A 14,061-nucleotide genomic window follows, 5' to 3' on the forward strand; every position below is an offset into this window, starting at 1 on the left:
AACCGCTAATCGGTTGAGAGATCGCCCTGTCCCTGGGTCTTGTGCAGATAGTCCTTACGTACAATGTCGAGTGCGGCGAGTACCACCTCAGGTTCAATCTGGTTGGTCTCAAGCAACATGATGAGATCCACCGCCAGTTTGACTTCGGGAGCTGCATTTTCCAGTGACATAGTGGGTTCACCTTCCCGTTCGCTCGGAATCAACGTGTAGATATAGCAGATATCACCGCGAGCAACGAGTTTTTAGGAACCTTGTTCCCGTCTTTCAATCTGACGTTCCAAACGGGTGAGCGCCTGTCGACAGCGCGCCAGCCGGCCTTCCAGCGCCGCCAACTCTTTCTGCAACCGCTGTTTTTCGTCAAACGCCGTTTGCTGGATAAGTAAACTTTCCCGATCCTGAATCATCGCTATCAAACGTCGTTCATAGCCCTGATGTTCGGCCAGCTTGTGGTAGAGGTCGGGCGGTGTTGGGGCAGCGGGGCTCTGCTGCCGCATTTTCCAGGTACCCAGTTCGCGCTGTAGCGCCGTAATCTGAGCCAGCAGTTTCTCTGCCATAAACGCCACCCGATCGGTGCGATTTTCGGCGACATATTGCTGCAGGTGCTGATGATTTTTTTTCACTTCGGCCAGATAGTCGCCGAAGCGTGTGCCGTAACAGCCAAACAGCTGGCGGTCGAAACGGGAGCGGGCTGTCGTCATCCCTATAACCGGCGCTATCTGCTCGGCCAGGCTGGCGATCTGATGGTCTAGCGCTTGTAACAGCGTAGAGGTGCTCATTCGGTTGCCTCAGTCATTAAGCGGTGAAACAAAGAGGCGGGCTGCCATCAAACACGGGGCTTGCCGCTATGAAATTTGAAATCGTCATCAGGCGAGACGATCAGGTTGGCCTCTATACCGGCAAAGAATGCAATCCTGGGTGAAATGTCCCGGTCGGAAATTTCACGGGCCAGCGTAAGATAGTCCTGATAGTGGCGGGCCTCAGACCTTAGCAGGGAGAGATAAAACCTCTGTAATTGCGCGCCCAGGTACGGAGCCAGTTTAGCAAAGCGCTCGCAGGAACGGGCCTCAATAAATGCGCCGATAATCAGTTTATCGACCAGCATATTCGGCTCGTGCGTTATTACGTGTTGTAGCATACCTTTGGCATATCGGCTGGCTGGCAGGCGCTGATAGACGATCCCCAGCGAACCCATAATTTCCAGCACCTGATGAAAATGGTGCAGCTCTTCTTTTATCAACAACACCATCTTGTCGATCATATCCTGCCCATAGCGGCAGCCCGCTCGGATACCTATCTGCTTCGACACGGGGCTTTTCGTCTCCAGTTCGGCCAATTCACCGCGGTCGTGGTAAGCGAAGTTTTCATACGGCGTGAGCCAGTCTACCAGTTGTCGCTGGCCGGACTCATCCACGGCGTAGCGCCGCAGGAGATGCGCCGCGTTTTGCGCCGCTTTCAGCTCGCACAGCGCGTGGTCGCGTAAAATGGTCGGTAGATTATCGGCTTTTTGTGCCTCGACAACCCATTCATCAGGCGTCTCAGCCGTCAAAAATTGATAGATTGGGGTAAGAATAGCGCGATCGATCATGAAATAAGCACGGTACAACGGTGGGTTAAACGTGACGCCATGATACCTGCTTTGACGGCATTTGCGATCCTGTTCCGCGATGGTCAAATCAGCGTTATACCCGTTACTATGTACGGGCAACGGTTTGGCGACATCTATTAGCGGGAGTGTGGTGTATGTATCGTGTGGTCTTGATCGTGTTGGGATGGATTGCCGTCGTGTTGGCAACGCTGGGCGTCGTGCTTCCGCTTTTGCCCACCACGCCGTTTCTGCTGTTGGCCGCCTGGTGCTTCGCCCGATCGTCACCGCGTTTTCACCACTGGTTGCTACATCGGTCATGGTTCGGCGGCTATTTGCGGCATTGGCAGCAGCACCGGGCTTTGCCGCCGGGCGTCAAAGTCAAAGCGCTCGTGGTGATCGTCGCCACCTTCGCCTTATCGATATGGATGGTCAATATTCCGTGGGTGAGGGGATTATTACTGGGGGTGATGGCCTGCCTGCTGATCTTCATGTGGCGGCTGCCGGTGGTTGATCGGGAGCAATAAAAGTAAGCGACCAGACGCAGCGCTGTTGCATTTGTCAGTCAGTTTGACTAGATTTGAGCGTTTTCGTGCGCGTCCCGCCTCTATTCCTTTCCCGGCGAAGGGCGCGTGATGGCCGCCAGAGCTACAGCGGGCGTCCGTTATTCACTGAACAGATTGTTTTATCAGGCACAGGATTATGACCGTAACACAGCCAGAATTAATTAAAAACAGTATCAAGAGCGTTCCCGACTACCCAAAGCCGGGCATACTGTTCCGTGACGTCACCAGCCTGTTGGAAAATCCGCAGGCCTACGCGGCCAGCATTTCCCTCCTGGCAGAGCGTTATCGTCATGCTGGCATCACCAAAGTCGTTGGAACCGAAGCGCGTGGCTTTCTGTTCGGTGCGCCGGTGGCGCTGGCGATGAACGTCGGCTTCGTACCGGTGCGCAAACCGGGAAAACTGCCGCGGAAAACGCTGAGCGAAAGCTATGAGCTGGAATACGGCACCGACACGCTGGAAATCCACGAAGACTCCATCACTGCCGGCGACAAAGTGCTGGTTATCGACGATCTGCTGGCGACCGGCGGCACCGTCGAAGCGACGGTAAAACTGATCCGTCGTTTAGGCGGCGAGGTCACTGACGCTGCCTTTGTCATCAACCTGTTTGACCTCGGTGGTCAGCAGCGCCTGGAAGCCATGGGCGTACAGTGTTTCAGCCTGGTCGACTTCCCCGGTCATTAAGCACATCGGTCTCGCCGACGGCGGCGAGACTGTGTTAGCATCACCACCTCAATAACTCAACTGTTGCGGTATTGATGAGCTATCAGGTTCTTGCCCGTAAGTGGCGCCCTCAAACCTTTGCCGATGTCGTCGGTCAGGAACATGTCCTGACCGCGCTGGCTAATGGTCTCTCGCTAGGCCGAATTCACCATGCCTATCTGTTTTCCGGCACCCGCGGGGTGGGGAAGACCACTATCGCGCGCCTGCTGGCGAAAGGACTGAACTGTGAGACCGGCATCACGGCAACGCCCTGCGGTAAATGCGAGAACTGCCTTGAGATCGAGCAAGGCCGCTTCGTCGATCTGATCGAGATCGATGCCGCTTCCCGCACCAAAGTCGAAGATACTCGCGACTTACTGGACAACGTGCAGTATGCGCCGGCGCGGGGCCGCTTCAAGGTATACCTCATCGATGAAGTGCACATGCTTTCCCGCCACAGCTTCAACGCACTACTCAAAACGCTGGAAGAGCCGCCGTCGCACGTTAAATTCCTGCTGGCGACCACTGATCCCCAAAAGCTCCCGGTGACTATTCTGTCGCGCTGCCTGCAGTTCCATCTCAAAGCCTTGGATGCGGAGCAGATCCGCGCCCATTTGCAGCACGTCTTGCAGGAAGAGCAGTTACCCGCCGAGGCGCGTGCGCTGCAACTGCTGGCGCGTGCGGCGGAAGGCAGCCTGCGTGATGCGCTCTCGCTGGCCGACCAGGCTATCGCCATTGGGCAGGGGCAGGTCACGACTGAAACGGTCAGTCAGATGCTGGGAACGCTGGACGACGAGCAGCCGCTGGCGTTGATAGAGGCGTTGGTGAAAGCCGACAGCGCGCAGGTGATGACCTTGCTGCAACAAGCAGCGTCGCGCGGCGTGGATTGGGAATCGCTGTTGGTGGAAACGCTCACCTTGCTGCACCGTGTCGCGATGGTGCAAATGCTGCCTTCGGCGCTGGGCGATGAATACAGCAGCGTAGCGCCACGCCTGCGGGATCTGGCTCGCNCCGTCCCGCCTGCTGAAGTGCAGCTCTATTATCAAACCTTGTTGATTGGCCGCAAAGAGCTGGCCTATGCGCCCGATCCGCGAATGGGCGTGGAAATGACGTTGCTTCGCGCGCTGGCGTTTCATCCCCGCCAGGTCATTGAGGCGCCCACGCCCGTTACCGTCGCTGCGCCAATAGTCGCTCCACAGGCGCCGTCAGCGCCGACGAACACCCCTGTGCCGCCGGTACGGCAGTCCTCGGCTGCGCCGTCCGACGAGGCGGCTCAAGCGTCTCCACAGCAGGCGGAGCCCCCACGGCCGCCGGAGTCCGCTCCGCAAACGGCGAGCCATTTACCGGACACAACCGCGCAGTTGTTGCAGGCGCGCAGCCAACTATTGCAGAAACAGGGAACGTCTCCGCCAAAAAAGTCTGAACCGGCAGCGTCAGGAAAAACGCGGCCGGGAACGTCAGCGCTGGAACGACTGGCCTCAGNGAGCGAGCGCGGTCAGCAGCGGATGGCGTCAAAGGCGGAAGAGAAGCGCGAACCGAAGAAGCCGGAAGCCTACCGCTGGAAGGCGCAAAATACGGTTCCACAGGAACAAAAAGCGGAAGTGGCGACGCCCAAGGCGCTGCGTTCCGCATTAGAACACGAGAAAACGCCAGAGCTGGTCGCCCGGTTGGCGGAAGAAGCCAAAGCGCGCGACGAGTGGGCGGCTGAAATCGATCATCTGACGCTGCCGAAACTGGTGCAGCAGCTGGCGCTGAACGCGTTTAGAGAGAGGCCAACGGATAGCGAGATTCATCTGCATCTGCGATCCTCTCAACGTCATCTGAACACCAGCGCAGCGCAGCAGGCGCTGGCGTCTGCGCTATCTGCGTATCACGGGCGCGATATCGCGCTGACGGTCGTGGAAGACGATAATCCGGCGGTTCGCACGCCGCTGGAGTGGCGACAGGCCATTTACGAAGAAAAACTGGCGCAGGCGCGTCAGTCGATCATGACGGATAATAATATTCAAACGCTGCGGCGATTCTTCGACGCGGAATTGGATGAAGACAGTATCCGACCCGTTTAACTGCTGCTGTAGCAGCCCGAGTGATAGAGAGAACGATATGTTTGGTAAAGGCGGTTTAGGCAATCTGATGAAGCAGGCTCAGCAGATGCAGGAAAAAATGCAGCAGGCTCAGGAAGAAATTGCCAATCTGGAAGTCACTGGGGAATCCGGTGCCGGGCTGGTTAAAGTCACCATCAACGGCGCGCACAACTGTCGTCGCGTTGAGCTGGATCCCAGCCTGCTCGAAGATGACAAAGACATGCTGGAAGACTTGATCGCGGCCGCGTTCAACGATGCGGCTCGCCGCATTGCGGAAACGCAGAAAGAGAAAATGGCGGCGGTTTCCGGNGGGATGCAGCTGCCGCCGGGCTTCAAGATGCCGTTCTGATGCAAACCAGTCCGCTTCTTGAATCACTGATGGAGTCCCTGCGCTGTTTACCCGGCGTAGGGCCGAAATCAGCCCAGCGAATGGCCTTTCATCTGCTGCAACGCGATCGGAGCGGCGGGATGAAACTGGCGCAGGCGCTGACCCGGGCCATGTCTGAAATCGGCCATTGCGAAGACTGCCGCACCTTTACCGAACAGGACGTCTGCAACATCTGTGCAAACGCCCGTCGTCAGGAAAACGGCCTCATCTGCGTAGTGGAAAGTCCGGCCGATATTCATGCCATCGAGCAAACCGGCCAGTTCGCCGGTCGCTACTTTGTCTTAATGGGACACCTTTCGCCGCTGGACGGCATTGGTCCGGATGATATTGGTCTGGGGCGACTGGAAGAGCGCCTGGAAACGGAAAGCATCCAGGAAGTGATTCTGGCGACCAATCCGACGGTCGAAGGCGACGCTACCGCGAACTACATCGCCGAGCTGTGCGCCGAGCATGGCGTGATGGCCAGCCGTATCGCCCACGGCGTGCCTGTCGGGGGCGAGTTGGAAATGGTGGACGGCACCACGCTGTCGCATTCACTGGCGGGACGCCNCCCCTTCAAGTTCTGATGCTTTGACTGCCGAAAAAATCGGCAGTCGCACCCCATTCCCCTTTTTTTCGCCCATGAGCGCCATCATCCCCCCTTGAAATCCCGGCGTCTGACCCCACCTGTTGCTTATCTGAGAATAAAACAGCCTGAATAAAACACGTTTTGAGGTAAGTCATAATGAGTATGAAAGGCCAAGAGACCCGCGGCTTCCAGTCTGAAGTGAAGCAATTACTGCACCTGATGATCCATTCATTGTATTCCAACAAGGAAGTGTTCCTGCGTGAATTGATCTCCAATGCGTCTGACGCGGCGGATAAACTGCGTTTTCGTGCGCTGTCGACGCCTGATTTATATGAAGGCTACGGGGATCTGCGTGTACGCGTCTCCACCGACAAAGAAAAGCGCACGCTGACTATCTCCGATAACGGTATCGGGATGTCTCGCGAAGACGTGATTGAAAATCTTGGTACTATCGCCAAATCCGGCACCAAAGCGTTTCTGGAATCGCTGGGTTCCGATCAGGTAAAAGACAGCCAGCTGATCGGCCAGTTCGGCGTGGGCTTTTACTCCGCGTTTATCGTCGCAGATAAAGTCACCGTGCGTACTCGCGCCGCTGGCGCCAGCGCCGATCAGGGCGTTTTCTGGGAGTCTGCCGGTGAAGGCGACTACACCATTGCCGATATCGACAAGCCGGAACGCGGTACTGAAATCACGCTGCACCTGCGTGAAGGCGAAGACGAATTCCTCGATACGTGGCGTGTACGCTCCATCATCAGCAAATACTCCGACCACATCGCCCTGCCGGTAGAAATTCAGACCGAAACGGAAAGCGAAGAAGAGGGCGGGGAAAAAACCGTTACCTGGGAAAAAATCAACAAGGCGCAGGCGCTGTGGACGCGTAATAAATCCGACATCAGCGACGAAGAGTATGTCGAGTTCTATAAACATATTTCTCACGACTTCGCCGGTCCGCTGACCTGGAGCCACAACCGCGTGGAAGGGAAGCAGGAGTACACGAGCCTGCTGTACATCCCTTCTCAGGCACCGTGGGACATGTGGAACCGTGACCATAAACACGGTCTGAAACTGTACGTTCAGCGCGTGTTCATCATGGACGACGCGGAACAGTTTATGCCGAACTACCTGCGCTTCGTTCGCGGTCTCATCGACTCCAACGATCTGCCGCTGAACGTATCGCGTGAAATCCTGCAGGACAACCGCGTCACCCACAGCCTGCGTACCGCGCTGACCAAACGCGTATTGCAAATGCTGGAACATCTGGCGAAAACCGACAGCGAAAAATATCAGACGGTTTGGCAGCAGTTCGGTCAGGTCCTGAAAGAAGGGCCGGCCGAAGACGGCGGCAACCGAGAAACTATCGCTAAACTGCTGCGCTTTGCCTCTACCCATACCGATAGCGCGGCGCAAACCGTCTCGCTGGAAGACTATGTCAGCCGTATGGTTGAAGGTCAGGACAAGATCTATTACATCACCGCCGACAGCTATGCCGCCGCCAAGAGCAGCCCGCATCTGGAACTGTTCCGTAAGAAAGGTATTGAAGTGCTGCTGCTGTCCGATCGCATCGACGAGTGGATGATGAGTTACCTGACCGAGTTCGACGGTAAATCCTTCCAGTCTGTCAGCAAGGCCGATGAAGCGCTGGATAAACTGGCGGATGATGCCGACGAAAGCCAGAAAGAAGCGGAAAAAGCGCTGGAGCCGTTCGTTGACCGCGTGAAAACGCTGCTGGGCGATCGCGTGAAAGAAGTGCGTCTGACGCATCGTCTGACCGATACCCCGGCTATCGTCACTACCGGGGCCGACGAAATGGGAACGCAAATGGCGAAGCTGTTTGCCGCCGCAGGCCAACAGGCCCCGGAAGTGAAATACATCTTCGAACTGAATCCGGAGCATGCGCTGGTCAAACGCGCTTCTGACACCACCGATGACGCCCAGTTCGGCGAGTGGGTTGAGCTGCTGCTGGATCAGGCGCTGTTCGCTGAACGCGGCACGCTGGAAGATCCTAACCAGTTCATCCGTCGTATGAACCAGCTGCTGACGGCATAATTTCTTTTCTTTCCCGCCCCGGTTCTCCGGGGCTTTTTTTTACAGGCGCGACTGCCGTTTATTTCCGTCAGGATGATGGCTGAACCGAGCCCGTTCCTTGAGGATGGCGAGACGGAATGGTATGGTTTAGCGTTTTTTCAATTTTGTTCAAATTTTCGAGGGGATCTACGCGATGCGTATTATTCTGCTGGGCGCTCCGGGCGCAGGCAAAGGCACTCAGGCTCAGTTCATCATGGAAAAGTATGGCATTCCGCAGATTTCCACGGGTGACATGCTGCGCGCTGCGGTGAAAGCCGGCAGCGAGCTGGGTAAACAGGCCAAAGAGATCATGGATGCGGGTAAACTGGTGACTGATGAATTGGTCATTGCCCTGGTCAAAGAACGCATCGCACAGGAAGATTGCCGCAATGGCTTCCTGCTCGACGGATTCCCGCGCACCATCCCTCAGGCCGATGCCATGAAAGACGCCGGCATCAACGTGGACTATGTGCTGGAATTCGCCGTACCGGACGAGCTGATCGTCGAACGCATCGTCGGTCGCCGTGTACACGCGGCATCAGGCCGTGTTTACCACGTTAAATTCAACCCGCCGCAGGTTGAAGGTAAAGACGACGTCACGGGTGAAGATCTGACGATCCGTAAAGATGATCAGGAAGATACCGTACGCAAACGTCTGGTCGAGTACCATCAGCAGACCGCGCCGCTGGTCAGCTACTATCAGAAAGAAGCCGATGCCGGGCACACTCAGTACCACAAACTGAATGGCACCCGCAGCGTGAGCGAAATCAGCGCGGAATTGGCTCGCATTCTGGGTTAAATGCCATCGCCCGTAAAGGCGATGATGAAAAAATAAAAATGCCAGACTTGCTCTGGCATTTTTTACGTCTGTCGTAGGCGTTGGACCTTGGGCTGGGGCGTCCATTTTGTCGGCATTGCTTCCGGCGATTGCTGATATCGGCACGAACCTCGCTACCGGTCCCAATTCAGACTGGTTTTTTAGCTACAATAAGCGCCTGATCCAGAATGAATGGCGGAACTTTAGCCCGCCGTCGGAATGAGGAAAGCATCAATGAAAGAAGAAAAACGCGGTGTGCTGTTGGTTAATCTGGGCACGCCTGATGCGCCCACCCCCCAGGCGGTGAAGCGCTATCTGGCCGAATTCCTCAGCGACAGGCGCGTTGTCGATGTGAATCCCTTGCTGTGGGCGCTAATCCTGCGCGGCGCTATCCTGCCGTTCCGCTCGCCGCGTGTGGCCAAACTGTATCAGTCCGTATGGATGGAGGGCGGATCGCCGCTGTTAGTCTTCAGCCGCCGTCAGGAAAAAGCATTGGCTGAGCGCCTGTCCGGCACGCCGGTGGCGCTGGGGATGAGTTATGGTTCTCCCAGTCTGCGTTCGGCGCTGGATAGCCTGATGGCGCAGGGGGTGACGTCTCTGACCGTCCTGCCGCTGTACCCGCAATACTCCTGTTCCACGACGGCCGCGGTGTGGGATGGCCTCGCTAACCTTATGAAGTCGACTCGACGGATGCCGGGCATCCGCTTTATCCGCGATTATGCCGAACATCCCGCTTATATCGCGGCGCTGAAACATAGCGTAGAAACCTCGTTTGCCCAGCATGGCGTGCCTGAACGGTTGGTCATGTCATTCCACGGTATTCCTCAGCGCTATGCTAATGAGGGCGATGACTATCCGCTACGCTGTGCCGCCACGACGGCGGCATTGACGGCGGCATTGGGATTACCTCAGGACCAGGTGATGATGACCTTCCAGTCGCGTTTCGGACGTGAGCCTTGGCTGACGCCGTATACGGATGAAACCATGCAGGCATTGGGCGCTCAGGGCGTGAAGGATATTCAAATCATGTGCCCCGGATTCGCCTCCGACTGTCTGGAGACGCTGGAGGAAATTCAGGGAGAAAACCGGGAGATCTTCCTGCATGCGGGGGGCGAGCGGTTTAACTATATTCCTGCGCTGAACGACGATCCGCTGCATATCGACCTGTTAGCTCAGCTGGTCAGCGCTCCAGAAGACGTGGAATAACCCACATAAAAATAGCCAGACTGAGTCTGGCTATTTTTTACTCTCGCCCGTGTCGGGCGGGGGCTACCGCAGCTAAATCATGTCCGTCAAATCGGACATTCCCTCGCGGGCATATCCGGGGTGATGTTCAGCATGGTAATCATGGTGTCTGCGATTTCTCTCTCTCCCATTACCACATGATCGGCGCCGTGTTCGGCGATATAGCTGACTTCATCGTCGTAGTGCGCGCGCGCGATGATTTCGAGATCCGGACGGCGTGCACGAGCGGTCGCGACGATTTCTCCGGCTTCGTAGCCGTTAGGAATGGTCAGCAGCAGCCAACGTGCGCAGTCGAGACGGGCGATGTCCATAATCTCCGGCTTGGTGGCGTTGCCCAAAACGGCTTTGATGCCCTGTTCACGCAGGGCGTCGACGCGGGCGCGGGAGGTTTCAATCACCACCATCGGTATGCCGGCCTCATGCAGCTGAGCGCCAATCAGGCTGCCGACGCGGCCATAGCCCACCAGGCAGGCGTGGTCGCACAGGTCCACCGGGATCTGTTTTTCCTCCTCGATGGCCTCTTCCACAATCTGTTCTTCGATGGTTTCGTTCTTGGCTAGATAGCGCTCCAGCAGCGAGAACATGAGCGGGTTGAGCATGATGGACAGAATAGCCCCGGCCAGCACCAGATGGCGGCCGTCTTCGGTGAGCAGCCCGAGGTAGATCCCGAGCCCCGCGAGAATAAAGGCGAACTCGCCGATTTGCGCCAGGCTGACGGAAATGGTTAGCGCCGTACGTTTCGAATGACCGAACAGTCGGACGATGGCGAAGGCCGCCAGCGATTTGCCGAAGACGACGATCAGGAGCGTACACAGGACGGCAACCGGTTCGTTTATCAGGATCATCGGGTCGAACAGCATCCCGACGGAGACGAAGAACAGCACGGCAAAGGCGTCCCGCAGGGGCAGGGTGTCATGGGCGGCGCGCTGACTCAGCTCGGATTCGTTCAACACGACGCCGGCGAAGAAGGCGCCGAGAGCAAAGGAGACATCGAACAGTTTGACTGCGCCGAAGGCGATACCCAGCGCCATAGCCAGCACGGCCAGCGTGAACAGCTCGCGGGAACCGGTACTGGCGCTTTTCGCCAGCACCCAGGGCACCAGGCGACGACCAACGACCACCATCAAGGTGATGAAGGCAACGACTTTACCCAGCGTGAAAGCCAGATCCTTGAGCAGCTTGCTGGTATTGGCCGTTTCCGAACCCAGCATATCGCTGAAGGCGGGCAATAGTACCAGCGTCAGCACCATCGCCAGGTCTTCGACTATCAGCCAACCGATGGCAATCTGACCGCGCTGACTGTCGATAAGCTGGCGCTCTTCCAGCGCGCGCAGCAGCACGACGGTGCTGGCGGTGGACAGGCACAGCCCGAACACGAGCCCGCTTTGCAGGCTCCATCCCAGCAGTGAGGAGAGCCCAAGCCCGAGCAGCGTCGCGACGACGATCTGGACGATGGCGCCGGGGATGGCGATCGATTTGACGGCCATCAAATCGCGCAGGGAGAAGTGCAACCCGACACCGAACATCAACAGAATCACGCCCAGCTCGGCGATTTCCGGCGCCAGCTTGGTGTCCGCAACGAAACCGGGGGTGAAAGGACCCAGCAGAACGCCCGCCAGCAGGTAGCCGACCAGGGGGGAAATACGCAGGCGATGAGCCAAAATACCCAAAAGAAAGGCAAGGACCAGTCCTGCGGCCATTGTGGAGATTAACGGGGTGGTATCATGCATTCCGACTCCTTTGCTAGGGTAAAGTGAGTGAGCGGATGTTCCTGAGCCTTGCTTCGTCCGGGCGGGAGCCTGCGACTCTTGAACCCTGGCGGCCCTTATTATTACGGGCTCTGCCTCTATACTTATGCGCTTGTGTGACAAACAGATAAATCAATTTATATAAATAAAGCCCGCGTGAGGCAATGGGTATTTTTGTGGAAATATCGGGCCCCGTCCTCTTATGAATCGGAATGTGCCTTTTTTTATGATAGTTAGGTTTTATATTTGATATAAAAGAATAAAAATCACGATAAAAAGCATAAATGTCGGGTTTAAGGCTAATGGGTACGGCGATCAGCCTGTTTATATTTGCCTGATGTATCTACTATGCCACAAAATAGTCACTTATGGGGGGAGACGGAGAAAATTTCATCTAAAACGTCTTTTTTGCAAAATACAAAACCGACAGGTGTCATTCCCTCAACGTCTCACCACTGACATCAACGGCTGTTATAACCGGTTTTTTCTAGGCAAATGACGGAGGTCAAAAGCCAAAAGTTAACTTATGTTAATGTATTTATCGGTTATTAGCTGTGAATAACGTCTAAATAGCGATAAGTACACTTTAGTTATAAGTATTTTTAATGTTTAAATTGTGGAGATTTGCCATGGATTTTTCTAAAAAGGCATTGGGCTGTGCGATCGCACTGACGCTGGCGCTAACATCGCCTTTTGCACAGGCATGGGAAAAAGATAAAACCTATAACATTACTATTCTGCATACCAACGATCATCATGGCCGCTTCTGGCAAAATGATGCCGGGGAGTATGGTTTGGCCGCGCAAAAAACGGCGGTGGACGCTATCCGCCGCGAAGTACAGCGGAAAGGCGGGAGCCTGCTGTTGTTGTCCGGCGGCGATATCAACACCGGCGTGCCGGAGTCCGACCTGCAAGATGCCGAGCCAGATTTTCGCGGTATGAATCTGGTAGGCTACGATGCGATGGCCATCGGCAACCATGAATTCGATAATCCGCTTTCCGTCCTGCGTCAGCAGGAAAAATGGGCGAATTTCCCGCTCCTTTCCGCCAACATTTATCAGAAAAGCACCCAGCAGCGATTGTTTACGCCTTACCGTCTGTTCAACAAACAAGGTGTGAAAATCGCGGTTATCGGCCTGACGACTGACGATACCGCCAAAATTGGCAACCCGGCGTTCTTTACCGATATGGAATTCCACAAACCGGCCGAAGAAGCCAAACAGCTGGTGGAAGAACTGCGCAGCCAAGAGAAGCCGGATGTCATTATCGCCACAACGCATATGGGCCACTACGACAACGGCGAACACGGCAACAACGCGCCCGGCGACGTTGAAATGGCGCGCAGCCTGCCAGCCGGTTATCTGGACATGATCGTTGGCGGACATTCGCAAAACCCCGTGTGCATGGCGAGCAGAAACAAGAAAAACTGGGATTATGTGCCGGGCACATCTTGCACGCCGGATCGTCAGAATGGCGTATGGATCGTGCAGGCGCATGAGTGGGGGAAATATGTGGGTCGCGCTGATTTCACTTTCCGCAACGGTAAACTGACGCTGAAACACTATCAGCTGGTCCCGATCAACCTGAAGAAGACCGTGACTCAAGATGACGGTTCGACCAAAAGTGAGTACTACACGCAGGAAATCAAGCAAAATCCTGAAATGCTGCAGCTGCTGACGCCATTCAAAGAGAAAGGCAATGCCCAACTGGAAGTGAAAGTCGGCAGTACGCTGGGGCGTCTGGAAGGGGATCGCAGCAAAGTCCGCTTTGAACAGACCGATTTGGCCCACGTGGTGCTTTCCGGCATCGCGGAGCGTACAAACGCTGATTTCGCCGTGATGAGCGGCGGCGGTATTCGTGACTCCATTGAAGCGGGAGATATCACCTATAAATCGATTCTGCAGGTGCAGCCCTTCGGCAACACGGTCGTGTATGTCGAGATGAAAGGCAGCGACGTCGAGCAATATCTGGCGACGGTGGCGAACTTCAAGGTGGATGCCGGCGCTTACGCCCAGTTTCTCAACGTCAGCCTGGAAGCTGACGGCACCAGCGTGAAAAACGTCAAGATCAAAGGGGAACCGCTGCAGGCGGACAAGGTCTATCGTATCGCGATGCTGAGCTTTAATGCGGACGGCGGGGATGGTTACCCGGTCGTGAGTAAGCGCTCTGATTTCGTGAATACCGGCTTTGTCGACGCTGAAGTGCTCAAGGAGTACATCGCGCAACACTCGCCGTTAAATCCGGCGGACTATGCGCCGAAAGGCGAGATCGTTTATCACTAAGACGGTGATGCGTGAGA

13 protein-coding genes are annotated in these 14,061 nt (G+C 56.0%); 9 read left to right on the forward strand and 4 right to left on the reverse strand.

Annotated elements, in window-relative coordinates:
* Positions 1-5: 5 nt before the first annotated feature.
* From rsmS to miaE, 3 genes are all read right to left on the reverse strand, one after another.
* Positions 6-170: a pleiotropic regulatory protein RsmS gene (rsmS, locus tag SB13_RS17140; protein WP_072000193.1), complete on the reverse strand. Its 165-nt coding sequence runs from the start codon at positions 168-170 to the stop codon at positions 6-8.
* A 72-nt stretch (positions 171-242) separates the two neighbouring features.
* The gene (priC, locus tag SB13_RS02620) at positions 243-776 is read right to left on the reverse strand and encodes a primosomal replication protein PriC (RefSeq protein ID WP_026738855.1); all 534 of its coding nucleotides are present in this window, start codon (positions 774-776) and stop codon (positions 243-245) included.
* A 47-nt stretch (positions 777-823) separates the two neighbouring features.
* Complete coding sequence (miaE, locus tag SB13_RS02625; protein WP_026738856.1) at positions 824-1,585, reverse strand: tRNA isopentenyl-2-thiomethyl-A-37 hydroxylase MiaE; 762 nt, start codon at positions 1,583-1,585, stop codon at positions 824-826.
* A gap of 155 nt (positions 1,586-1,740) precedes the next feature.
* Between miaE and SB13_RS02630 the strand changes: the two genes are divergently transcribed.
* The 8 genes from SB13_RS02630 (at position 1,741) to hemH (ending at position 9,975) form a co-directional block, all read left to right on the forward strand.
* Positions 1,741-2,109 (forward strand): DUF454 family protein, encoded by a 369-nt coding sequence (locus tag SB13_RS02630; protein WP_026738857.1) that lies wholly within the window; start codon positions 1,741-1,743, stop codon positions 2,107-2,109.
* 175 nt (positions 2,110-2,284) lie between these two features.
* Positions 2,285-2,830 carry an adenine phosphoribosyltransferase gene (apt, locus tag SB13_RS02635; protein WP_026738858.1) on the forward strand — a complete coding sequence of 182 codons (546 nt, stop codon included), beginning with the start codon at positions 2,285-2,287 and terminating at the stop codon, positions 2,828-2,830.
* 74 nt (positions 2,831-2,904) lie between these two features.
* Complete coding sequence (gene dnaX / locus SB13_RS02640; protein WP_026738859.1) at positions 2,905-4,914, forward strand: DNA polymerase III subunit gamma/tau; 2,010 nt, start codon at positions 2,905-2,907, stop codon at positions 4,912-4,914.
* A gap of 37 nt (positions 4,915-4,951) precedes the next feature.
* On the forward strand, positions 4,952-5,281 hold the full coding sequence (locus SB13_RS02645; RefSeq protein ID WP_026738860.1) for a YbaB/EbfC family nucleoid-associated protein: 330 nt from the start codon (positions 4,952-4,954) through the stop codon (positions 5,279-5,281).
* Positions 5,281-5,886, forward strand: coding sequence for a recombination mediator RecR (gene recR, locus SB13_RS02650; RefSeq protein ID WP_026738861.1), 606 nt, complete (start codon positions 5,281-5,283; stop codon positions 5,884-5,886). Before SB13_RS02645 ends, recR begins: the two co-directional genes overlap by 1 nt.
* Positions 5,887-6,050: 164 nt before the next feature.
* Entirely contained in the window at positions 6,051-7,934 is a 1,884-nt protein-coding gene (gene htpG / locus SB13_RS02655; RefSeq protein ID WP_026738862.1) for a molecular chaperone HtpG, read from the forward strand.
* Between the two features lie 172 nt (positions 7,935-8,106).
* Entirely contained in the window at positions 8,107-8,751 is a 645-nt protein-coding gene (gene adk / locus SB13_RS02660) for an adenylate kinase (RefSeq protein WP_026738863.1), read from the forward strand.
* 252 nt (positions 8,752-9,003) lie between these two features.
* On the forward strand, positions 9,004-9,975 hold the full coding sequence (gene hemH / locus SB13_RS02665; RefSeq protein WP_026738864.1) for a ferrochelatase: 972 nt from the start codon (positions 9,004-9,006) through the stop codon (positions 9,973-9,975).
* A gap of 86 nt (positions 9,976-10,061) precedes the next feature.
* On the opposite strand, the gene ybaL is transcribed toward hemH, so the two are convergent.
* Entirely contained in the window at positions 10,062-11,744 is a 1,683-nt protein-coding gene (gene ybaL / locus SB13_RS02670) for a YbaL family putative K(+) efflux transporter (RefSeq protein WP_026738865.1), read from the reverse strand.
* A 647-nt stretch (positions 11,745-12,391) separates the two neighbouring features.
* Between ybaL and ushA the strand changes: the two genes are divergently transcribed.
* Complete coding sequence (ushA, locus tag SB13_RS02675; RefSeq protein WP_026738866.1) at positions 12,392-14,044, forward strand: bifunctional UDP-sugar hydrolase/5'-nucleotidase UshA; 1,653 nt, start codon at positions 12,392-12,394, stop codon at positions 14,042-14,044.
* Positions 14,045-14,061 lie beyond the last annotated feature (17 nt).

Origin of the sequence: Lonsdalea quercina subsp. quercina, from assembly GCF_000688695.1 — a bacterium.
Classification (GTDB): Bacteria; Pseudomonadota; Gammaproteobacteria; order Enterobacterales; family Enterobacteriaceae; genus Lonsdalea; species Lonsdalea quercina_D.